Origin of the sequence: Xanthobacter nonsaccharivorans (assembly GCF_043194755.2) — a bacterium.
GTDB classification, from domain to species: Bacteria; Pseudomonadota; Alphaproteobacteria; order Rhizobiales; family Xanthobacteraceae; genus Xanthobacter; species Xanthobacter autotrophicus_G.
The window spans coordinates 3,348,849-3,369,848 of sequence record NZ_CM195526.1 but is presented as its reverse complement, the minus strand read 5'-3'; the positions used below and the strand labels follow the sequence as shown (position 1 = coordinate 3,369,848).

The 21,000-nt window shown below is 64.3% G+C and carries 19 protein-coding genes; 14 read left to right on the top strand and 5 right to left on the bottom strand.

All coding sequences use genetic code 11. The features are described from left to right. The first annotated feature begins 64 nt into the window (after window positions 1-64). Window positions 65-769 carry an SDR family NAD(P)-dependent oxidoreductase gene (locus V5F59_RS15425; RefSeq protein ID WP_393976090.1) on the top strand — a complete coding sequence of 235 codons (705 nt, stop codon included), beginning with the start codon at window positions 65-67 and terminating at the stop codon, window positions 767-769. Between the two features lie 91 nt (window positions 770-860). Here V5F59_RS15425 and V5F59_RS15420 read toward each other — a convergent pair whose 3' ends face one another. Further along, window positions 861-1,571: a GntR family transcriptional regulator gene (locus tag V5F59_RS15420; protein WP_393976089.1), complete on the bottom strand. Its 711-nt coding sequence runs from the start codon at window positions 1,569-1,571 to the stop codon at window positions 861-863. Between the two features lie 52 nt (window positions 1,572-1,623). Then, window positions 1,624-2,730, bottom strand: a complete 1,107-nt coding sequence (locus V5F59_RS15415; RefSeq protein WP_393976088.1) for a glycerol dehydrogenase — start codon at window positions 2,728-2,730, stop codon at window positions 1,624-1,626. A 675-nt stretch (window positions 2,731-3,405) separates the two neighbouring features. On the opposite strand from V5F59_RS15415, the gene V5F59_RS15410 reads away from it, so the two are divergent. From V5F59_RS15410 to V5F59_RS15375, 8 genes are all read left to right on the top strand, one after another. After that, window positions 3,406-4,221, top strand: a complete 816-nt coding sequence (locus tag V5F59_RS15410; RefSeq protein ID WP_393977036.1) for a transketolase — start codon at window positions 3,406-3,408, stop codon at window positions 4,219-4,221. A 17-nt stretch (window positions 4,222-4,238) separates the two neighbouring features. Then, the gene (locus V5F59_RS15405) at window positions 4,239-5,231 is read left to right on the top strand and encodes a transketolase family protein (RefSeq protein ID WP_393976087.1); all 993 of its coding nucleotides are present in this window, start codon (window positions 4,239-4,241) and stop codon (window positions 5,229-5,231) included. A 65-nt stretch (window positions 5,232-5,296) separates the two neighbouring features. Continuing rightward, window positions 5,297-5,836 (top strand): 2,4'-dihydroxyacetophenone dioxygenase family protein, encoded by a 540-nt coding sequence (locus V5F59_RS15400; RefSeq protein WP_393976086.1) that lies wholly within the window; start codon window positions 5,297-5,299, stop codon window positions 5,834-5,836. Window positions 5,837-6,487: 651 nt separating this feature from the next. Continuing rightward, on the top strand, window positions 6,488-7,117 hold the full coding sequence (locus V5F59_RS15395; RefSeq protein WP_393976085.1) for a DUF6088 family protein: 630 nt from the start codon (window positions 6,488-6,490) through the stop codon (window positions 7,115-7,117). Further along, window positions 7,110-8,147, top strand: a complete 1,038-nt coding sequence (locus tag V5F59_RS15390; protein WP_393976084.1) for a nucleotidyl transferase AbiEii/AbiGii toxin family protein — start codon at window positions 7,110-7,112, stop codon at window positions 8,145-8,147. The genes V5F59_RS15395 and V5F59_RS15390 overlap by 8 nt, the downstream gene beginning before the upstream one ends. Window positions 8,148-8,289: 142 nt before the next feature. Further along, window positions 8,290-8,982, top strand: coding sequence for an HNH endonuclease (locus V5F59_RS15385; RefSeq protein ID WP_393976083.1), 693 nt, complete (start codon window positions 8,290-8,292; stop codon window positions 8,980-8,982). Between the two features lie 80 nt (window positions 8,983-9,062). Further along, window positions 9,063-9,206 carry an ABC-three component system middle component 6 gene (locus V5F59_RS15380; RefSeq protein WP_509211102.1) on the top strand — a complete coding sequence of 48 codons (144 nt, stop codon included), beginning with the start codon at window positions 9,063-9,065 and terminating at the stop codon, window positions 9,204-9,206. Beyond that, on the top strand, window positions 9,203-10,252 hold the full coding sequence (locus tag V5F59_RS15375) for a DUF2326 domain-containing protein (protein ID WP_393976082.1): 1,050 nt from the start codon (window positions 9,203-9,205) through the stop codon (window positions 10,250-10,252). Before V5F59_RS15380 ends, V5F59_RS15375 begins: the two co-directional genes overlap by 4 nt. Before the next feature lie 34 nt (window positions 10,253-10,286). Here the strand turns inward: V5F59_RS15375 and V5F59_RS15370 are convergent, their stop codons facing one another. Next, window positions 10,287-10,880 carry a DUF6088 family protein gene (locus tag V5F59_RS15370; protein WP_393976081.1) on the bottom strand — a complete coding sequence of 198 codons (594 nt, stop codon included), beginning with the start codon at window positions 10,878-10,880 and terminating at the stop codon, window positions 10,287-10,289. Between the two features lie 258 nt (window positions 10,881-11,138). On the opposite strand from V5F59_RS15370, the gene V5F59_RS15365 reads away from it, so the two are divergent. Both V5F59_RS15365 and V5F59_RS15360 read left to right on the top strand, forming a co-directional pair. Beyond that, complete coding sequence (locus V5F59_RS15365; RefSeq protein ID WP_393976080.1) at window positions 11,139-13,172, top strand: DEAD/DEAH box helicase family protein; 2,034 nt, start codon at window positions 11,139-11,141, stop codon at window positions 13,170-13,172. 243 nt (window positions 13,173-13,415) lie between these two features. Further along, window positions 13,416-13,892: a hypothetical protein gene (locus V5F59_RS15360; protein ID WP_393976079.1), complete on the top strand. Its 477-nt coding sequence runs from the start codon at window positions 13,416-13,418 to the stop codon at window positions 13,890-13,892. A 569-nt stretch (window positions 13,893-14,461) separates the two neighbouring features. Here the strand turns inward: V5F59_RS15360 and guaA are convergent. After that, window positions 14,462-16,024 carry a glutamine-hydrolyzing GMP synthase gene (guaA, locus tag V5F59_RS15355; protein WP_393976078.1) on the bottom strand — a complete coding sequence of 521 codons (1,563 nt, stop codon included), beginning with the start codon at window positions 16,022-16,024 and terminating at the stop codon, window positions 14,462-14,464. Window positions 16,025-16,141: 117 nt separating this feature from the next. Beyond that, complete coding sequence (locus V5F59_RS15350; RefSeq protein ID WP_393976077.1) at window positions 16,142-16,552, bottom strand: VanZ family protein; 411 nt, start codon at window positions 16,550-16,552, stop codon at window positions 16,142-16,144. A 219-nt stretch (window positions 16,553-16,771) separates the two neighbouring features. Between V5F59_RS15350 and V5F59_RS15345 the strand changes: the two genes are divergently transcribed. From V5F59_RS15345 to V5F59_RS15335, 3 genes are all read left to right on the top strand, one after another. Then, window positions 16,772-17,839 (top strand): HAD family hydrolase, encoded by a 1,068-nt coding sequence (locus V5F59_RS15345; protein WP_393976076.1) that lies wholly within the window; start codon window positions 16,772-16,774, stop codon window positions 17,837-17,839. A gap of 309 nt (window positions 17,840-18,148) precedes the next feature. Beyond that, window positions 18,149-19,873, top strand: coding sequence for a SulP family inorganic anion transporter (locus V5F59_RS15340; protein ID WP_393976075.1), 1,725 nt, complete (start codon window positions 18,149-18,151; stop codon window positions 19,871-19,873). Between the two features lie 160 nt (window positions 19,874-20,033). Beyond that, window positions 20,034-20,999 (top strand): phosphate acetyltransferase, encoded by a 966-nt coding sequence (locus V5F59_RS15335; protein WP_393976074.1) that lies wholly within the window; start codon window positions 20,034-20,036, stop codon window positions 20,997-20,999. Window position 21,000: the final 1 nt, after the last annotated feature.

Genomic DNA, 21,000 nt, shown 5'->3' with positions numbered 1-21,000 from the left:
CGGGACGGTCGGCGGAGGCGCCGGCACAGGCCGCGGGCCTGAAAAAGAAGGATGGGAGACGCACATGGGACGTGAGCAGCAGAGCGCCGTCGTCACGGGTGGCGGAACCGGGATCGGCCGGGCGGTGGCGGAGCATCTGGCGGCGGCCGGATGGGATGTGCTGGCGGTGGGCCGCGACCGGGACGACGACCTCGCCGCGGGTGTCCGTTTCGAGGTCCTGGACGTGACCGACGTGGCCGCGGTGACCGAGCTGAGCTCGAAGGTGCCGAACCTGTCGGCACTCGTGAACTGCGCCGGAATCATCCTCCATGATCAGAAGGAGTTGACGCCCGACGGCTTCGCCCGGGTGATCGATGTCAACCTGAACGCCTCAAACCTCACGACACTCGCGTTCCGTGCCGCTTTGGGGAAAAGTGGGGGATCGGTGGTGAACATCGCCTCCATGTGGAGCTACTTCGGATCGGGCCGAAATCCCGCCTATGCGGCGAGCAAGGGCGCCATCCTCCAGCTCACCCGCTCCCACGCGGTGGCCTTCGCCGCCGAGGGCATAAGGGTGAATGCGGTGGCGCCGGGCTGGATCGAGACGCGCCTTGCCGCCGGCGCCCTCCACAATCCGGAGCGGGGGCCCGCCATCATGGCCCGCATTCCCATGCAGCGCTGGGGCAAGCCTGCCGACGTGGCGAACGTGGTCGCCTTCCTGCTCTCCCCCGCCGCGGCCTATGTGACCGGCGCCATTATCCCCGTGGATGGCGGCTACGGCATCTCCTGAACCGGCCCTGACCCGTCCGCTCGGCCTGCTCCATCTTCAAGTCAGAGAGCCGTTCACCGGTCAGATGGATTCAATTTGATCGGGTCGCGTCCTAGTCTGTCTTCAGGGAGGCAAGCTTGCGCCGGGCCGGCGGGTCGCTTGCCTGCCGGTCGAGCCAGTCCGCCATTTCCAGACCCCACTGGATGTCCATCTGGATTGCCCGCCGCGCCGCGGCCGGATCGCGCGCCCTGAGGGCCGAGAGCACCTCATAGTGCCGGTGGTCCTTCCCGGCGATCTGGCGGACCGGCATGGTGGTGTGGAACACACTGAGCACCGGGCCCATGAGGGTCCACAGCTTCTCCACGATGGATTCCACCAGGGGCAGATCGGCGATCTCGATCAGCGCGAAGTGGAAGTCGCGGTTCCTCAGGCTTGCCTTCTTGGGACTGGTGGCGGCCGCCTCGATGAAATCCGCCTGGATGGCCTCGAGCCGCTTCAGCTGCTTGTCGGTGATGCGTTCCGCGGCCCGCTCGGTGGCCGCGCCTTCAAGGTGCATGCGGATCAGCTGGATTTCCTTCAGCCGCGTGCTGTCCAGCACCGGCACATGGATGGCGGTGGCGGCCTTCATCTCCAGCGCCTGCTCGCTGACCAGGCGAAAGATCGCCTCCCGCACGGGCGTGATGGACGTGCCGAGGTCGGACGCGAGCGCCGAGATCCGCAGCCGCTCGCCAGGTTCGAACTGCCCGTCGATCAGGGCGCGGCGCAGGCGGCCGTAGACCCGCGCGGACAGATTTTCCTTCTCGACCTGCTCAAGTTCTGACATCGCGCCATCCAGCCACCACCGGGACCGCATTATGATATATCATGCGGGAAAATCACACCGCCGCGCTCAGTGGGACGCCGGGTCGCGCCGCCCGGTCCTCGAGGCTCAGGATGGCTGCGATCACCTCATGCTCCGCGAGCACGCGCGGGAAATGGCGGGCATGGGGCGCGGCCAGGGTGAGGCGGGCGATGGTGGACGCCTCCTCTGCCGTGGGCGCCGCGCCGGCCAGCGCAACGAGGCTCGTCGGCAGGCCGATGCGCTCGAAGAAGGCGAAGATATCCCCCATGAACGCCTCGTCCCGTCCCTCCAGCACCAGTTGCACCAGCACGCCATAGGCCACCTGGAAGCCGTGGAGCGCATGGGCGTATTTGGGCACGGCAGACAGGCCCCGGGTCATGGAATGGGAGAGCGAGAGGCCACCGCTCTCGAAACTCAGGCCACTCATTAGGACCGTTGCTTCCACGACCTTTTCGAGATTCTCATCCGCCTTCCGGCGGTCGACGGCTGCCAGCGCCGCCTCTGCATGGTCGCGAAGCACCTCGTAGCATCCCCGGGCGAGAATCAGCGCGGAATAGACCGGGTCGGCTCCGAAGATGTTGCGCCCATTGGCTTTTATGCAGCGCTCCACCTCGAACAGCTTCACCACCGCATCGCCGATGCCGGCGAGAAAAAGCTGCCGCGGCGCCTCGGCGATCACCTGCGTGTCCACGAGCACGAGGTCGGGATTGGCGGGCAGCTTCTCCACCGCGAGCAGGCGGTGATGCGCGTCGTACATGACGTAGTTGTGGCTGGTCGGGGCATCGGTGGAGGCGATGGTGGGAATGGTGGCCGCCCTTGTTTTCAAACGGTTGGCGAGGGCCTTCCCCACATCGATGCACTTTCCGCCCCCGGCGCCTGCCACCAGATCGGGCACGTTGCCGCCGAGCTCCGCTTCCAGCCGCTCAACTTCCGCCGGAGAACACTCGCCACCAAAGCGCAGACGCCGCAGCTGAACCCCCGCTTCGGCGCAGGAGGCGGCGATGCGGGAGCCGTGTGCCTCGTCGACGATCGGGTCAATCACCAACACCACATTGCGGGCGATGCGCGCCAGCTCCGTCCCCAGCACATCAAGCGCTCCTGCGCCTTGGATATAGCGTCGCGGAGCTCCGAAAACCTTCATGGACTTGTCTTCCCGGTGGTGAGGGGGGCATTGCGTGCCATATGATATATCGTGCATCATGTGATGCAAGTGGTGGAGAGGCCGCAGTCGCCGAGCCGGCAGAAGAGACCGCCGGATCATGCCGAGGGCAATTCCATTGACGGGACGGCGCGGGTGCTGGTCCACCTCGCATATCCCTCGGCGCATTTGCACACGCCTTCAACAGCAGCAGGGTGGCGCGTGGCATCCTTGGGATTCTCATTCTCTGGCAGGTGGCGGCGGAGCGTCTCGCGGACATCGAGGCAGGCTCGTGCCTGGCCGAAAGCGTGGGCGGCTCGATGGCCACCCATCACGCCGCTCCTGCGCGGCTGAGGCGAGGGGCGGGCGCATCCATTCCGGCGAGCACATGATCCGCGCAGATGGACGCGATCATCGATTTCCTCTTTCCGCCCCCGGGCGAGGGACCATTGGCTCGGGCGGAAACGGCTAGGATCGAGGAACAGGCGTTGCAATATCATATATCATATTTTATGAAGCGATGAAGATGCGCGGCGTTCCAGCCGCAGGCCGCGCAACCGCGCACGCCTTTGCGCGATCCCGAGAGCAGGAGACCCTATGAGCGCGCTCGATCTGTCCTCCCTCCCGCCGACGGTCGGCGGGGCGTCCAACCTTAGGCCCAACCCTTCCACCCTGGCCATGCTGCGCGAAAAGGCCCGGTTCGTGCGGCTGGAGACCATCCGCCTTATCGAGGTGGCGAAGGTCGGGCACTACAGCTCGGTCTTCTCCGCCGCTGAGATCTTCGCGGCCCTCTATTACGATGTGATGGACATCACGAAGGGGGATCCCAAGCGCGCGGATCGGGATCGTTTCCTGATGGGCAAGGGCCATGCGGCCGTGGGGCTCTTTCCCATCCTCGCGGAGTTCGGCTTCATCGATAAGCAGACGCTCGACAATTATACCCGCCTTGGAAATCCCCTCGGCGACCATCCGGACATGCGCAAGGTCCCGGGGGTGGACTTCTCGTCCGGTTCCATCGGCCATGCCTTGTCGGCGGGGCTCGGCATGGCTCTGGGCGGCCGGATCCAGGGGCTCGACTTCTCGGTCTTCGTCATGCTCGGGGACGGCGAGATGCAGGAGGGCCAGGTATGGGAGGCCGCCATCTCGGCAGCCCACCACAAAGCAGCCAACCTCGTTGCCATCGTCGACCGCAACGGGTTCCAGCTCGACGGCGCGGTGGATGACGTGATGGGCATCGAGCCGCTGGACGAGAAATGGCGTGCCTTCGGCTGGGAGGTGCACACGGTCGACGGGCACGACCTCGACGCCCTGACCACGCTCCTGCGCCAGGTGAAGGCCGATGCGGCGCGCCGCAAGCCCTGCTGCATCATCGCCCGCACGGTGAAAGGCAAGGGCGTCTCCTACATGGAGACCGAGCCCGGCTGGCACCTCGGCTATCTCGACCCGTCGGACGCGGCCCGCGCCGTCGCGGAAATCATGAGCAAGACGATCTGAGGCGAGGACGCACCACCATGAACCTCCCCCTTTCCCCCAATTCCTGGCAGTACCGTGAGCTGAACGCCCGGACGCCGGGTCTCAACTTCCTCTCGCATGCGCTGATCGCGCTGGTCGAGGCGGGCGAGCCGGTGGTCGCCGGTTCCGCCGACCTGCAATATTCCAATGGCCTCAATACGTTCGCGAGCCACTATCCGGAGCGCTACATCCAGTTCGGCATCTCCGAGCAGAACATGGTGACGGCCGCGGCCGGCCTCGCCACCACCGGACTCAAGCCTTATGTGGCGACCTTCGCCTCCTTCCTCGGGCTCCTGTGCTGCGAGCAGATCCGCATGGACGTGGCCTACTGCGCCCAGCCCGTGCGGCTCATCGGCCACCACACCGGAATCTCGCTGGGCTTCTACGGCACGTCCCACCACGCGACGGAAGACATCGCGACCATGCGGGCAATCGCCGACCTGACCGTGGTTTCGCCGGCGGACGGGCCCCAGCTTGCCGCCGCCATCAAGGCTTCGGCATCTTACCCGGAGCCGATCTATTTCCGCATCGGCCGCGGGCGGGAGCCGGACGTCTATCCGGTGGACACGCCCTTTACCTTCGGCAAGGCCATCGAACACATGCAGGGCGACGAGCTGACCATCATCGCCTGCGGCATGGCGGTCCATCCGGCGCTCGAGGCGGCGCGGACGCTCAACGCGGCCGGGCATTCTGTGGGAGTGATCGACATGCCCACCATCAAGCCCATCGACCATGCGGCGATCCTTGCTGCTGCCGGCCGCTCCCGGGTGCTGATGAGCGTGGAGGAGCACAATGTGATTGGCGGGCTCGGCGGCGCCATCGCCGAAGTGCTGACGGAGGAGGGAGCCGGCGTGCGTCTGGTCCGTCACGGCATCCACGATGAATACAGCCTGATTGCCCCGCCGACGCATCTTTATGCGCATTATCGCCTCGATGCGCCGGGCATCGCCGCCGTCGCCCGAGAGGCCATGGCGGCTCGCGGAGCGGCCTGATTGCTCAGGCCGAACAATAGAGCCCCCGCGGCTCGTCCGCGGGGCCCGATGCAGGAGGAGACGAGATGATCATCGCCGACCAGAACGCCACGCCCCTCGACGAGCGCTGGACCCCTTATCGCAAGCCTCAACCCTCCGAATGCGTGCCGGAGCTGGTCATCGCCTCCGCCGTGCCGGAAGACGAGCGCCTGTGGGTGCCCATCGAGGAAAACGTGTGGTTCCGCCCGCTGCTGCTGTCCGTCTCTTCGGGCTATTGGATGAGCGTGCTGAAGGTGCGCCGCGCCGGCGTTCTCTCGCGCCACCGCCACCCGCAGCCGGTGCACGGCTATGTCATCAAGGGCTCCTGGCGCTATCTGGAGCACGATTGGGTGGCGACCGAGGGAGGCTATGTCTACGAGGCGCCGGGCGAGACGCATACGCTGGTTGTCGATCCCCATGTGGAAGAGATGATCACCCTGTTCCAGGTGAACGGGACCATGATCTACGTGGACCCGGACGGCAACGTCACCGGCTTCGACGACGTGTTCACCCGGGTCGACAAATGTCGGTCCCATTATGCCGCGGCGGGCCTGGGCGCGGCGTTCGTGGACCAGTTCATCCGGTAGCGGCCCTCCGGCGAATGGCGCGGTCCTCGGGTTCGTTGAACATCCCGAGAGGGCACGCGCTCATTTCGAGCGCGGCGGCCCTGTCGTGGAGCTTGAACATCAAGCGCGCCATCCAGCACGCGCCCTCGCCCCACCTGCAAGGACCCCTTCCACGGCCGATAACTCGCCGATGGCAGCCGATGGCTCTAGGTGTTCGGTTCCGCGGTCGATCGAAGGGCGCGACGTGTCCCTGGCCGGAATGCCGGGGAGCACCTCAATGACGATGTGGCGATCGTTCGCGAAACGCCGCGAACCACATCAGTTCACTCCCACTCAATTGTTTTTAACCCAGTTAGATCGTTGATCTGGCTGGGTTTTTTCTCGTTTGGCGCACCATAAGCCGACCTGCGGGCCGCCAAAAACTTACGGTGTTGATTTTAAAGGGAAATTTCTGCAAAAATATTTTGCGTGGCTCCGGCATCTATCGGGATCAATTGCCCTTTAGACCCGCATTTTTCGGTCAGCATGTACCTTGCCGCCACCCACAAAAAGTACCGTCATCAACTACTTTAACGGATTGGAAAGCGAAAATCGAGGTCGCCCCAAGGATGGGTTGCAGCTTCAACAACCCATCCCTTGCATGTCAGAAAAAGATACCTTATTTTCTGACGTATGAAGATGGTCGCCGCCTCCGTTCCCGACCGGGTGATGAAGCGTGTCCGCGCCAGCGGACGCGGCAGCGTCTTCACGCCCAGCGACTTCCTCACCGTCGCCGCGCGCTCATCCGTCGATCAGGCCCTCTCACGACTGGTGAAGGGCGGACAACTCCGTCGGCTCGCGCGCGGGCTCTATGACTTCCCAAAGCTGCATCCGAAGCTCGGGCCGCTGTCGCCTGCTCCGGACGATGTCGCCCACGCCCTTGCCCGGGAGACAGGCTCGCAGGTGCAGATTGCTGGCGCCCGGGCAGCGAACGCGCTCGGTCTCTCGACACAGGTTCCCGCCCAAAGCACCTATCTCACCGACGGCCCGTCACGACGGGTCGTGCTGGGAAAGCGCGTCGTCGATCTTCGCCACGCCTCGCCCAAGCATCTGATCGCGCCGGGCAGCGCTGCCGGTACGGTGGTTCAGGCGCTTCGCCATGTCGGCCCCGTTCGGGCGGCTGACGTGGCGCAGGTCGCTGCGCGTCGGCTTTCGGCCAACGACAAGAAGACGCTGGCATCAACCGCGGTTCAGGCGCCTGCCTGGATGCGGCCCACGCTCGTCTCGATCGCCAACGCAGCGGTGGCCGATATCGATGGATAAGGTCGCCCGACTCCCCGCCGACGATCGAGCCGCCCTCTTCGGGGAGACGGGCGCCGGACGGGGCGTCGCCGACACGATCATCGAAAAGGACTTCTGGGTCTGCTGGAGCCTGCGGCGCCTGTTCGGTCTGCCAAAAGGGACGACGGCGAGCCTCGTCTTCAAGGGCGGCACCTCGCTATCCAAGGCGTTCGGCGCCATCCGCCGCTTCTCCGAGGACATCGATCTGTCATTCAATCGCGCCGAACTCGGATACACCGGCGATCGCAATCCCGAGAAGGAAGGGATCAGCAGGAAGCAGGCGGCGCGGCTGATCGACGACCTGGTCGGCGACGTCGAGCGCCACATCGCCCAGAAACTTCTCCCGGCGCTCCGCGCCGCGATCGTCGAACAACTCGGCGAGCCGGCCAACGGCGAGTGGTCGCTGGAGATAGACGCCGGCGACGCCCAAACGGTCAACTTCCATTATCCAACCGCGCTGCCTGCCGCCGAATATGAGGGCATGGCCTACATCACGCCGCGCGTGAAGTTCGAACTCGGCGCGCGCGGCGATCCCTGGCCGACCGAGGAGAAGATCATTCGCCCCTATGCGGCCGACGACTATCCAGACTTCTTCGAAGACCCCGATACCAGTGTGACTGTCCTGTCAGCTCGGCGCACCTTCTGGGAAAAGGCGACGGCGCTCCATGCGGAAGCGCATCGCCCAACCGAGTCGCCGACGCCGCAATATTTCTCGCGGCACTACTACGACCTGGCCATGCTCCTCGACACGGACGAAGGCCAAGCCGCTATTGCCGATCTCGATCTGCTGGCGCAGGTCGCCCATCACAAGGCCACCTTCTTCCGTTCGAGCTGGGCCAGCTACGAAACGGCTCGGCCCGGGACGCTCCGGCTGATGCCGGACGGAGCGCGGGTCAAAGACTTACGAACCGACTATCGAGCAATGGCGCCCATGATGTTTGACGAGAGTCCGCCCATATTCAGCGATATACTGGCAAAAATCAGCGCACTCCAAGACGCCATCAATAAATGAATAGCCGGGAGCCAAGGAGGAATGTTCATAAACGCGCTTCAATCCTTTGATCGAGACCATGGCAACGGCCGCCTACAGATAGGCACAAGCTATGGGCTCTAGTTACCCGACCAGGATCATCTTAGCCTTTCGGAGCGGTGGTGTGTGCGCGCTTCCAAAGTGCGGCAAGCATCTCACCTATGATGCCAAGGTAGGAACTGACACGTATGTCGGTGAAGCAGCCCATATCGCTGGGGAGAAGCTGGGGGCTGCTCGGTACGACGCGACAATGACGGACGAGCAGCGCGATAGCGTCCAGAATCTCATCTACCTCTGCACCGACCACCACACCATCATCGACAAAGTCGAAGCCGATTGGCCGACCTCCACACTTCAGGAGCTGAAGGCGAACCACGAAAAGCAGGTCCGCCAAGCAATGGAGGAAGCCTTCGCCGACGTGGCTTTCCCCGAACTCCAAAACGCCGTGTCCTGGGTCGCCAACCAGGCTCCTGCGGCCAACGGGTCGTTCGACCTCACCGCTCCTGACGAGAAAATCAAAAAGAACGCCCTATCGAATGGGTCACGGCATATCATTGCCGCCGGCCTCACCTCGCGCGCGACGGTAGCCGACTATGTCGAAGCCGAGGCGCAGCTCGATCCCGATTTCCCGGAACGGCTGAAAGCCGGCTTCCTCGAGGAATACTATGCCCGCCGGAAGGAAGGTCATAAGGGCGACGAACTGTTCGAGTTGATGTGCGCCTTCGCCCAGCGAGGCCTACGCCGTCAGGCCGATAAAACGGCCGGGATTGCTGTGCTGATCTATCTGTTCGAAATCTGCGATGTGTTCGAGAAATGATCCTCCCGACCAAACACATCCCTTAGAATGAAGCGCTGCTCGGGGTCGGCGCGACGGTTCTCGCTCAGTTGACCGGCCCCATGACCGTGTCCGGTCTGTGGGAGCGTCTACGCGGCGAGCCAAACGTCGGCACGTTCGAGCGCTTCGTCCTAGCTTCCAATCTTCTATTTCTCATCGGCGCCATCGATATCAAAGACGGCCTGATTGTCAGGACGGCGTCATGATTCGAGCGGTACGCGCAAACAAGAGAGGCTTCCACACCGCCACGTTCGGAGCGGGCGTCAATCTGGTGCTAGCCGATCGTTCGACGGCAGCCGGCGACAAGGACACCACCAACGCGCTAGGCAAATCGACGCTGATCGAAATCATCGACTTCTGCTTGGCCAGCAATACCTCTCCGGGAAAGGGCCTTCGCATCGAGGCCCTGCAGGGATGGGCTTTCACCCTTGAGCTGACCATCGGTGGCAATGACGTCGCGGTAACGCTCGCGGACGCGCGTGCCTTCAACGAGAAGATCATCGCCAATCGCCGCGAGTTCATTGCCGGCGAGATCGCAGCGCTGGAAACCGCGGTTACAGAACGAGACGCCGACATCGTCACACTCACCGATCGCCGCGCTGGCTATCTTAGCGCGCTAGCCGGTCAAGGAGCACTCGAGGAACTGACGCAGTTGCAGGAGTTCCACGCGACGACCCGCCTCAAGGTCGACGAGCTCACAAACCGGATCACCCAGCTCCGCCAGATGACTACCAAGGCGGACACGATCAAGGTCGAGACCGTCGAGCTGAAACGGGCGACGACACTCGATTACGAAGAGCGGCGAGCGCTGTGGTCGCAAGCGCTGAGCCTGTTCTCGGAATTTTCCGAGAATCTCTACAAGGCTGCCGGCCGCCTGGTCATCGACATCGACGATACGGGCTATAAATTCGACGTCGAAATTGCAGGTAGCCCGAGCGAAGGCATCAGAAAGATGAAGATCTTCTGCTACGATCTTATGCTGATTTCGTTTGCCCGACAGCGGGGTCTCGGCATCGACTTCCTCATCCACGACAGCACGATTTTCGACGGGGTCGATCCGCGTCAGCGGGCCCATGCGCTGGAACTGGCTGCTGCAATGGCCCTCAAATACGGCTTTCAGTATATCTGTACGCTCAACACCGACATGGTGCCGGTCAGCGATTTTTCGGCCGGGTTCGATTTTGAGTCGTTGGTCCGTCTGCGCCTGACCGATACGGATCCGACCGGCAGCTTACTCGGTTTCCGGTACTGATATCAGCGATCGCGGCAGGGAGGTGAAGAAGGTATCAGCCGTGCGCGACCTTCCCCACGCCGCGCGCAAGCCAAGTCGGAAGCTGCGGTGCTATCGCGACCAGTTCGTTGAAGGTCGCTGGTGAGAGCTTTGGCTTCAATGTCTTCAGGGCGGCTTCCGCCTTCTCGGGCCCAAGCCAGGCCAACGCGCGCACCACCTCTCCAGCCGATTCATGAGCCAAGGCGAGTTGCCAACGCGGGGCGTGGCGAAGCTCGATGACCTGCTTACCTAAGCTCATTTTCCGGGTGCGTCCCGACGTCAGATAGACGGACCGCACCGGCACCTGCGTCGTAAGCCCGAGTTTATTGGCGGCGGCCGCGCCACTCGAAACGATAACCTCGCCGCGCTGGGCTGCGAGCGCCTCGACCGCCTGTTCCACTGACGGCGTCCTAGTCCCGAAACGGCTCGTGACCGGCGGCAGATACACGCCTCGTCCGACGCGGATCAGTTGTCTCCGCTCAGCTAGGCGCGACAGGGCCTGATCCACCGCAGCGCGCGTGCCGAGGTGAAGCAAGCTTTTCGCCGCGACAGGCGCGCCTGCCCGCAAGCCGGTCACATGCGACAGAATCTGTTCGGTCAATCGAGCCACAATCCTTCTCCTGTCAGAAATATATACAGTTTTCTGACACTCTTAAATCGCCAACCGCGACCTGCCCTCCAAGATGCCTCTGATATCCATCCGCCGCGGAGCGGCGCGCTCCCGCGGAAGCGCGTGGTCGATAGGCAAGCCCCCCGCCATGATCGGGAAACGTTCAGCGCCCGCCCAGAAGGACATGGGAGCGAATCTTGCGCCCCTTGTATCTCTATCTGTCATTTGCTATCATATGATATCAAATGAAGGTGAATTATGGTGACTCTCGAAGAAAGCTGGCTCTCTCTGGAGGAAACCGCCACCTACATCGGTGTCGGTAAAACCGTGCTCTATGGGATGGCTCGCGAGGGCACCATTCCCGCGCGCAAGGTCGGTAAGAAGTGGACCTTTGAGAAAGCGGGCCTGGACGCGTGGATGCGTGGACATCGGCCCGTGCAATCGTTCTTCACCGACATAGATTTCAAGATCGAGGGCAATGACGAGCTCCGTGATCCGCAGCGTGAGGGATACCTGCGTACTTACGAATTCTTCCGTGCTGGGAAGAACAAGGCCATCCTGCAGATACCGGTCGGCTGTGGCAAAACGGGCCTCGCGTCATTACTGCCGCTTGGCCTCGCGGAAGGCCGCGTCCTCGTCATCGCTCCGAACCTGACCATTAAGCAGGGCCTCTATGAGGCCATGGACGTCACCAACCGCCAGAAATGCTTCTGGCGAAAAGCGGCCGTACTCACTGCCGACCAGATGATCTCCGGTCCGCTGGCGACCACGCTCGATACCGGCAACATCACCGTCGCCAACAAGTCGCATGTCGTCATCACCAACGTGCAGCAACTCGCCACGGATCTCGACAAGTGGCTGAACCAGTTCCCTGACAACTTCTTCGACATGATTATCGTCGACGAGGCGCATCACAGCGCGGCCGCGAGTTGGCAGCGGGTGATCGAGCGGTTTCCCCAGGCAAAGGTGATCCTGCTCACAGCAACACCGTTCCGTAGCGACCGGCAGGAACTCGACGGTGAATTGGTCTATCGCTACCCGTTCCGCAACGCGACCCTCAAAGGCTATATCAAACGCCTGAAGTCGACCTATGTCGCCCCCTCAACCATCGAGTTGAGCTTTGCCGACGAGCGCGGCCGCGCCTACACGCTCGATGAGGTCGTGAAGCTTAAAGATGAAGACTGGTTCAGCCGCGGCGTCGCGCTCGCATCGGTCTGCAATCAACATATCGTCGACACCAGCCTCGAGCGCCTCGAACAGCTACGTCAAACCGGCACGCAGCATCAGCTCATCGCCGTGGCCTGCTCCATCAACCATGCTCGGCAAATCAGCTCGCTCTACCGGGAGCGCGGCTTCACCGCCGAGGTCATTCACAGCAAACAACGGGAGGACGAACAGGCAGGCATCCTTGCTGCTCTTCGCAATGGTACCCTCGATTGCATCATCCAGGTTCAGATGCTCGGCGAAGGTTTCGACCATCCCAAGCTCAGCGTCGCAGCGATCTTCCGGCCTTTCCGGTCGCTTGGACCATACCTTCAATTCGTAGGCCGCATCATGCGGGTCGTGGTGCAGAACAGCCCCGGCCACCCCGACAACCTCGGGCACATCGTGACGCATCTCGGTATGAACCTCGATGCCCGATTCCAGGAATTCAAAGACTTCGAGAACGACGACAAGGCGTTTTGGGACAAAGTCATCGGTGGTGACGAACCCGAGCCGCCGCAGGCAGTGCTGGACGGCACGACGCGGTTACGCGCCAGCGATCTGGTTGTCGTTCACGACGAGATCGTGGACTCCCTTTGGGAAGAAGATTTCACCAGCCACGAAGACCAGCAGATCGTCGACGACCTCCGTGAACGATTCAAGCTCCTTGGCCTCGACGACAGTAAGGTCGAGGAAATGGTCCGGGCGGCCCAAAAGAGTTCCGTGCGCAAACTCACGCCGACCGCACCCTTTGCGGTCCAGCCACAACGCGAGTGGGAGGAGGCGCGGAAGCGACTCAACGAAGAAGCCAAGCGCTTCGCAACGGTGGTGCTCAATCACGTCGAGCTAACGGTCGCGGGCACCGAGCTGATTTACAAATACCGGTCATTGAAATTGAGCGGGCGGTCGAACTTCATCGCTGCTCTGACCATGGTAAATCACGAGATCAACAAGCGCCTGGGAAAGGACCGCCAGGCCGCATCGATCGAAGAATTCCGGTCCGTCTTGGACAATCTCGAAGACCTTGTCCAGACGCTGGCCAGGAGGGTCAGGAAGGCAAAGGCGGACTATGACGAAGAAAACTCCTAAAGGGAAAACGCCATCACTCATCGGCGGCGCTAGCGGGCGCCCCGTCCGCGTTGACGTTCAGCGCCGCTCTGAATGCTATCGCTGCAATGACGAGATTTCGGCCGGAACGTCCTGCATCGCAATTCCCAAGCTTGGAGGCGCCTTCACGACCGAGCGCCGCGTATGCAGCACCTGTTATGAGGCGATCTTGAAGCAGACGGCCGATGACTTGGAAGAACTGCGTCAGCTCTAGGAGGAACCGAGATGGGAGATGGCTACAATCTCCTGCAGCTCAAGGCACACATCCTTCCCCTCAGCAATGCAGGAAGCTGGGACGTCGCCGTCAAGGAATGGAGCCTAGTCGGCATCCATGAAGCTGATGAGCCAGAAGCCTGTCCGTGTGGACACTTCCCGATCATAGAAATCTGCTCCATCCACAATCGCGTTACCGGCCACTCGACCGAGGTAGGCAACATCTGTGTGAAGCGGTTTCTCGGGTTGCGATCCGATTTGATCTTCACCGCTATCAAACGAATACGGAAAGACCCAGATAAAAGCTTGAATGCCGACGCGATCGCCTTCTTCTACGAGCGCCGCGTGCTCAATGAATGGGAATATAATTTCTGTCAGAACACAATGCGCCTTCGAAGTCTGACCTCAGCTCAGCTAGGCAAACGTCGTGACATCAACCACAAAGTTCTCACGGCCATCGGAAAGCGCGGATTTCAGGGGCCACAGTAACGAGCCTGTCATGGCACAGATGGAGAACCGTAAACTTGCCGTCCAAAACCAGCCCGAGACGAGGCTGGCTCTCTATTAATTTACACCGCTAGCTGTGCCCAAGGTTCTGACGACGAACAATTGAGAAAGCCTCGCGCCGACGCGACGCCCCCCATCCGACGACATGCAATTAGGTCCAGAATCTCGACCGGGGCGCAGCCGACAGCTGCAAACTATGCATGTCGATAACTAAAGTACCGTCAGTGCCGAAATGTCATCTTCCGAGCATTTTCGCTATACGCTTCAACGCGTTGTTGTCCAAAAAAGTACCGTCAGGCCCCGAAAACACGTGACGGTACTTTTGGGAATGCTGGATCGGATATGAAAAGCACCGTCAAAAGTACCGTCACATTAATCCGCCACGAGCCACGCGTCGCGCACAGCCCTTCGATAAATACAACTATTTCAATGACTTAATTGCATTGCCATTTCCGTTGGCGATGCGCTCTAGGCAGCAGCCAAGACTGCCCGAAAGTCATTGTATTTTCTGCGAAATTCTACGCCAGAGCCGCCAATCGCCGCCGTTTCCCCTACTCCCACTCGATGGTGCCTGGCGGTTTCGATGTCACGTCGTAGACAACGCGATTGACGCCCTTCACCTCGTTGATGATGCGGGTCGCCACGCGGCCGAGGAAGCTCATGTCGTAGGGGTAGAAGTCCGCCGTCATGCCGTCCACGGACGTGACGGCGCGCAGGGCCAGCACGTGGTCGTAGGTGCGGCCGTCCCCCATGACGCCGACAGTGCGGACGGGGAGCAGCACCGCGAAGGCCTGCCAGATCACGTCATAGAGGCCGGCATAGCGGATTTCCTCCAGATAGATGGCGTCCGCCTGGCGCAGGATGTCGAGCTTCTCCCTCGTCACCGCGCCGGGGCAGCGGATGGCAAGGCCCGGGCCGGGGAAGGGGTGCCGGCCCACGAAGGTCTCGGGCAGGCCGAGCTCGCGGCCCAGCGCGCGCACCTCGTCCTTGAACAGGTCGCGCAGGGGCTCCACGAGCTTCATGTTCATGCGCTCGGGCAGCCCGCCCACATTGTGATGGCTCTTGATGGTCACCGAGGGGCCGCCGGCGAACGAGACGCTTTCGATCACGTCGGGGTAGAGGGTGCCTTGGGCGAGGAAATCCGCGCCGCCCACCTTCTTGGCCTCGGCGTCGAAGACGTCGATGAACAGCCGGCCGATGGTCTTGCGCTTCTGCTCGGGGTCCTCGACGCCGTCCAGCTCCTTCAGGAACAGGTCGGAGGCGTCCACATGCACCAGCGGGATGTTGTAGTGGCCGCGGAAGAGGGAGACCACCTCGTCGGCCTCCGCCTGCCGCATCAGGCCATGGTCGACGAACACGCAGGTGAGCTGGTCGCCGATGGCCTCGTGGATGAGCACCGCCGCCACCGAGGAATCCACACCGCCCGAGAGGCCGCAGATCACCCGCCCGGTGCCCACCTGCTCGCGGATGCGGGCGATGGCGCGCTCGCGAAAGGCGCCCATTGTCCAGGCCCCCTCCAGCCCAGCCACCTTGCGCACGAAGTTTGAGAGAAGGCGCGCGCCGTCCGGCGTGTGGGCAACCTCGGCATGAAACTGCACGCCGTAGTAGTTGCGGGACACGTCGGCGATGGCGGCGAAGGGGGCGTTGTCGGAGACGGCGATCACCTCGAAGCCCGGCGGAAGCTGGGTCACGCGGTCACCGTGGCTCATCCACACGGTGTGGCGCTCGCCCTCCCGCCAGACGCCCTCGAACAGGGGCACTACCTTCTGGACTGTCACCTCGGCGCGCCCGAACTCGCGATGGTGGCCCGCCTCCACCGTGCCGCCGAGCTGGGCGGCCATGCACTGCTCGCCGTAGCAGATGCCGAGCACCGGCACGCCGGCGGTGAAGACCTCCTCGGGGGCCTTGGGGCTCTCGCCCTCGATCACGGAGGCGGGGCCGCCGGAAAGGATGATGGCCTTCGGCTTCAGCCGGGCGATCGCTTCCGCCCCCTTCTGGAACGGGACGACTTCCGAATAGACACCTTCCTCGCGCACGCGCCGGGCGATCAGCTGGGTCACCTGGCTGCCGAAATCGATGATGAGGACGGTTTCCTGGGCGGGAGAGGAGGTCATGCGCGGGCCTTGGCGGACGGGACGGGCGCATTCCTTTAGCCCAAATGCGCCGGATGCCAAACCCGGGGCGCACGTGGGAGGGGGAAAAGAGCGTCCGCCGCCCCTGTCCGGACCGGCTCAGCGCTCCCCGCCGGGCAGGGGCGAGGCGCCTGGCGCCAGCAGGCGATCGAGGACGGGGCGCAGCAGCCATCGGGCCAGCAGCACGCCCACAAGCGCCCCGAAGGTGCTGAAGAACCAGTTGTCGACTCCCGAGCTTCGGCCGGGAATGAACAGCTGCGCCACCTCGAACAGCGCCGACGCCAGGGAGAAGGGCAGCACCAGCCAGACCGGCGCCCACGAGCGGAAGGCGAGCGCGGTGACGCTCGCAGCCCCTGCATAGGCGGCAAAATGCTCCGCATTTCCGGAATAGCCCGTATGCGGCCGCTCGTTGCCCGGCAGCAGGGAGAGCACGGTGATAACGAGCCAGAGCATGACGGCGAGCGTCGTCCATATCTGCTGCTGGCGCCGGAGAATCGGGGAATGGCTCATGGATCCGTCCAGGGGCCGCCGGGGCGCGAAGGCAAGGCGGCGCGGCCATGGTCCGGAAAAAGCGACGCCGAGGCAAGAAGATGATGCCGCGCACCACGCCTCGGCGGTCCGGGGCAGGCGCTCCGCGGTCGCGTGGGCGCCGGCGAATCGGGCAAGATGCCCAGGTCCGTGGCGGGGGGCGTGTCCCGCACTGGGGCGTGGTGCGGTGAGGGGGGTGACATGACGGTGATTTCCCGGCTGGCGGCGGCTGCGCGCAGCGTTCTGCTCGCTTTGTGCCTGGGCCTGCCGATGATGGTCGGCGGGCTCTCGCCGGCGGCGGGGCAGGGGGCCGGGCAGGCCGCGGATCCCCTGCCGTCCTGGACCGAGGGGCCGACGAAGGCCGCCCTCCTCGACTTCGTGAAGGCGGTCACCGAGCCGGGGCGGCCCACCTTCGTCGATCCCGCAGACCGCATCGCCACCTTCGACCAGGACGGCACCCTGTGGGTGGAAAAGCCTGTCTACAGCGAGGTTTCCTTCGCGGCGAGCCGGCTCCGGGCCATGGCTGAGACCAATCCGGCGCTGAAGGACGAGGAGCCGTTCAAGACCGCCATCTCCGGCGACGAGGAGGCCATGGGGCGCATGCCCTTCGAGGATCTGAAGAAGATCATCCTCCTCGCCCTCCGCGGCGTGTCGGTGGATCAGTACCGCATGGAAGTGGTCCAGTGGCTTGAAACCGCAAGGAATCCCCGGCTCGGCCGGCTGCGCCGCGAGCTTGTGTACCAGCCCATGCGGGAGGTATTGGACTATCTGCGCGGCAACGGCTTCCGCACCTATATCGTCACCGGCGGCGGGCAGGATTTCGTGCGGGCTTATTCCCAGAGGCTCTACGGGGTCCCGCCCGAGCAGGTGGTCGGGACGGCCGACGCGGTGAAGTTCGGCTATGACGCCGCCGGCCGGCCGGTGCTGACGCTGGAGCCGTCCCTGCTGCTGGAGGACATCTTCGGCGGCAAGCCGGAGGGCATCCATCTCGTCATCGGCAAGCGGCCGCTGATCGCTTTCGGCAACTCCACCGGCGACCGGCAGATGCTGGAATATGCAAAGGCTGGCGCGGGGGCCCGCCTCTCCCTCCTCGTCCTGCACGACGATGCGCGGCGGGAGGTGGCCTATGGGCCGGCGCTGGGGCTGCCGGCATCCGAGGTGGGCACCTTCACCCAGGCGCTCCATGACGAGGCCAAGGCCCGCGGCTGGTTCGTCATCAGCATGAAGTCCGACTGGAAACGGGTGTTCTCCTTCGAGCCCATGCCCTGAGCATACGCCCGAGGGCATGGGACGGGGATAAGGGAAACGGATTTTCATCGCGGAAGCGTTTCCTCAGTTTGGGGGATGTGCCCCGCTCCAGCCTGTTGGAACATGCCCCCGCGCTGCACGAGACCTCCCGGGCTGCGCCGGCCGGGCCGCCACTCCCCGCAGGTGGCCCGGCCGGATTTTTCCCCGGGTCCGGCACCGATCCCCCGGCAATCCGCACTTCAAAGCTCTAGAAATTCGGCAGATTCTGGCCCAGGCTTCGATGGCTCCGGGGGTGTTTCGCCGCGAAGGGCATGAGGGAGGATCGCAGCCGTGCACCATATCCTGCGGCGGTGGACCCCGGGCCTGGTCTCCCTCCTGAGATACCGTCGCTCCGACCTCGGGCCGGACCTCCGGGCGGGGCTGGCGGTGGCGGCGGTGGCCATCCCCGTGGGCATCGCCTATTCCGAGCTCGCCGGCTTCCGGCCGGAGGTGGGGCTCTACTCGTCCCTCTTCCCCCTCGTGGCCTATGCCATCTTCGGCTCGTCCCGCCAGCTGGTGCTGGGGCCGGATGCGGCCACCTGCGCGGTCATCGCCTCCGCGGTGGCGCCGCTGGCGGCGGGGGATGCGGCCGCCTATGCCGCCTTGTCGGCGCAGCTGGCCTTGCTGACGGGGGTGATCTGCATCCTCGCGAGCTTCCTCCGGCTGGGGGTGATGGCCGATTTCCTCTCCAAGCCCATCCTGGTGGGCTTCCTCAATGGCATCGCCATCACCATCGTGCTCGGCCAGCTCGGCAAGATCACCGGGATCAGCGGTACCGGCGGGCATGTGTTCCACGCCACCTTCGATCTCCTGGTGCGGATCGGCGAAACCCATCCGCCCACCCTGCTCGTTGCCCTCGGCGCCTTCGGGGTGATGCTGGTGGCCGGGCGGCTTCTGCCGTCCTTCCCCGCGGCGGTGCTGGCCATGGCCGGGGCGGCGCTGGCGGTGCTCCTGCTGGGGCTCGACCTTGCCGGGGTGAAGACGCTGGGCGCGGTGCCGGCCGGGCTGCCGGGGCTCCTGCTGGTACGGATCGACCCGGCGGCGGTGGCGGAGCTGGTGCCGGCGGCGGGCGGCCTCGCCCTCGTCAGCTTCACCTCCATGATGCTCACTTCCCGCTCGTTCGCCTCCAAGAACGGTTACGAGGTGGATCCGGACAAGGATTTCGCCGCCCTCGGCGTCGCCAATGCGGTGTCCGCCTTCACCCATGGCTTCGCCATCTCGGGCGCGGATTCCCGCACCGCCATGTCCGATGCGGCGGGCGGGCGCACCCATGCGGCGGCGCTGTTCGCGGCGCTGGCGGTGGGGCTGGCGCTCATCTTCCTCACCGGGCCGCTCGCCTTCGTGCCGGTGGCGGCGCTCGGCGCGGTGCTGGTGATGGCGGGCGTCTCGCTGGTGGACCTCACGACGCTCCGCCTCATCTGGCGGGCGGATCGGGCCGAGGCCGCCATCTCCATCCTGGCGACGCTCGGGGTCGTCACGCTGGGGGCGACGCAGGGCATCCTGGTGGCGGTGGTGCTGGCGCTGCTGCGCTTCGTGCGGCTCACGGCGCGCCCGCGGGTGGAAATCCTCGGGCGGGTGGAGGGGATGCCCGGCTTCCACTCCCTGTCCCGGCATGAAAGCGCGACGGCGCCCCACGGCCTCGTCATCTTCCGCTTCAACGGGCCTCTGGTGTTCTTCAACGCCGGGCACTTCCGCCACGCCTTGCTCGCCGCCGCCGGTGGCGAGGCGAAGCCCACCGCCGTCATCATCGACCTGTTGCCGGTGACGGCGGTGGACGTGACCGGCCTCTTCACCCTCAAGGAGGTGACGGAGGTTCTGCGGGCGCGGGGCGTGGAAATGGTGGGCGCGGGCCGGCAGACGGAGTGGCGCAACTGGATGGCGGAGCGCGGGTTCAACCCCGACGGGTTATCCATCTACCCGACCCTGCGCCATGCGGTGAAGGCGTTGTCGGAGCCCGCTGCCGAAAACGCAGGCAGCCCCGACGGAGGTCCGAGTGAGATGAAAGCGTCATCATAAGGAGATTGATTTACATCATGGAAGAACGCAGGCTGAACCCTGCATAGGCTGCTGACGATCACTGTTTGTCCTTACCGGGGTAGTGCCTTCGACTTCATTCCCGGGCCGATGATCGTCTCGGGGTGCGACTGCCGCCGGCTCTGCGATTGGGAGAGCTTTCATGACGGTCCCCGTTCCCGTCCAGCCTGACCGCCGCCACGAGAAATATGACCGCCTCATCGCCGCGGCCCGCGCGCTGACAAAGCTGCGGGTGGCGGTGGCGCATCCGTGCGATGCCGTTTCGCTCGGCGCGGCGCTGGAGGCGGCGCAGCTCGGCCTCATCGAGCCCATCCTGGTGGGCCCGCCGGCCAAGATCGCCGCCGCCGCGGCGGCCGCCAACCTCGACATCGGCGACATCCGGCAGGTGGCCACCGCCCACAGCCACGAATCGGCCGAGAAGGCGGTGGCGCTCGTGCGCTGCGGCGAGGCGGATGCCCTCATGAAGGGCTCCCTCCACACCGACGAGCTGATGGGCGCCGTGGTCGCCCGCGACACCGGCCTGCGCACCGCCCGGCGCATCAGCCACTGCTTCGTGATGGACGTGCCCACCCACGAGGATGCGCTGATCGTCACCGACGCGGCCATCAACATCGCCCCCGCCCTCGAGGAGAAGTGCCACATCGTCCAGAACGCCATCGATCTCGCCCGCGCGCTGAAGTTCGAGGAGCCGCGGGTGGCCATTCTCTCGGCTATGGAGACGGTGAACCCCTCCGTGCCTTCCACCATCGAGGCGGCGGCCCTGTGCAAGATGGCGGATCGCGGCCAGATCACCGGCGGCGTGGTGGACGGGCCGCTCGCCCTGGACAACGCCATCGACCTCGGCTCGGCGGAGATCAAGCACATCACGTCGCCGGTGGCGGGACGGGCCAACATCCTGGTGGTGCCGGACCTGGAGGCGGGCAACATGCTGGCGAAAAGCCTCACCTTCCTCGCCGGCGCGGACGCCGCCGGCATCGTGCTGGGCGCGCGGGTGCCGATCATCCTCACCAGCCGGGCGGATTCCAAGACGACGCGGCTCGCTTCCTGCGCCGTGGCGTCGCTGCTGGCCGAGGCGCAGCGGGTGGCCAAGAAGGCGGTGGAGGTCTGAT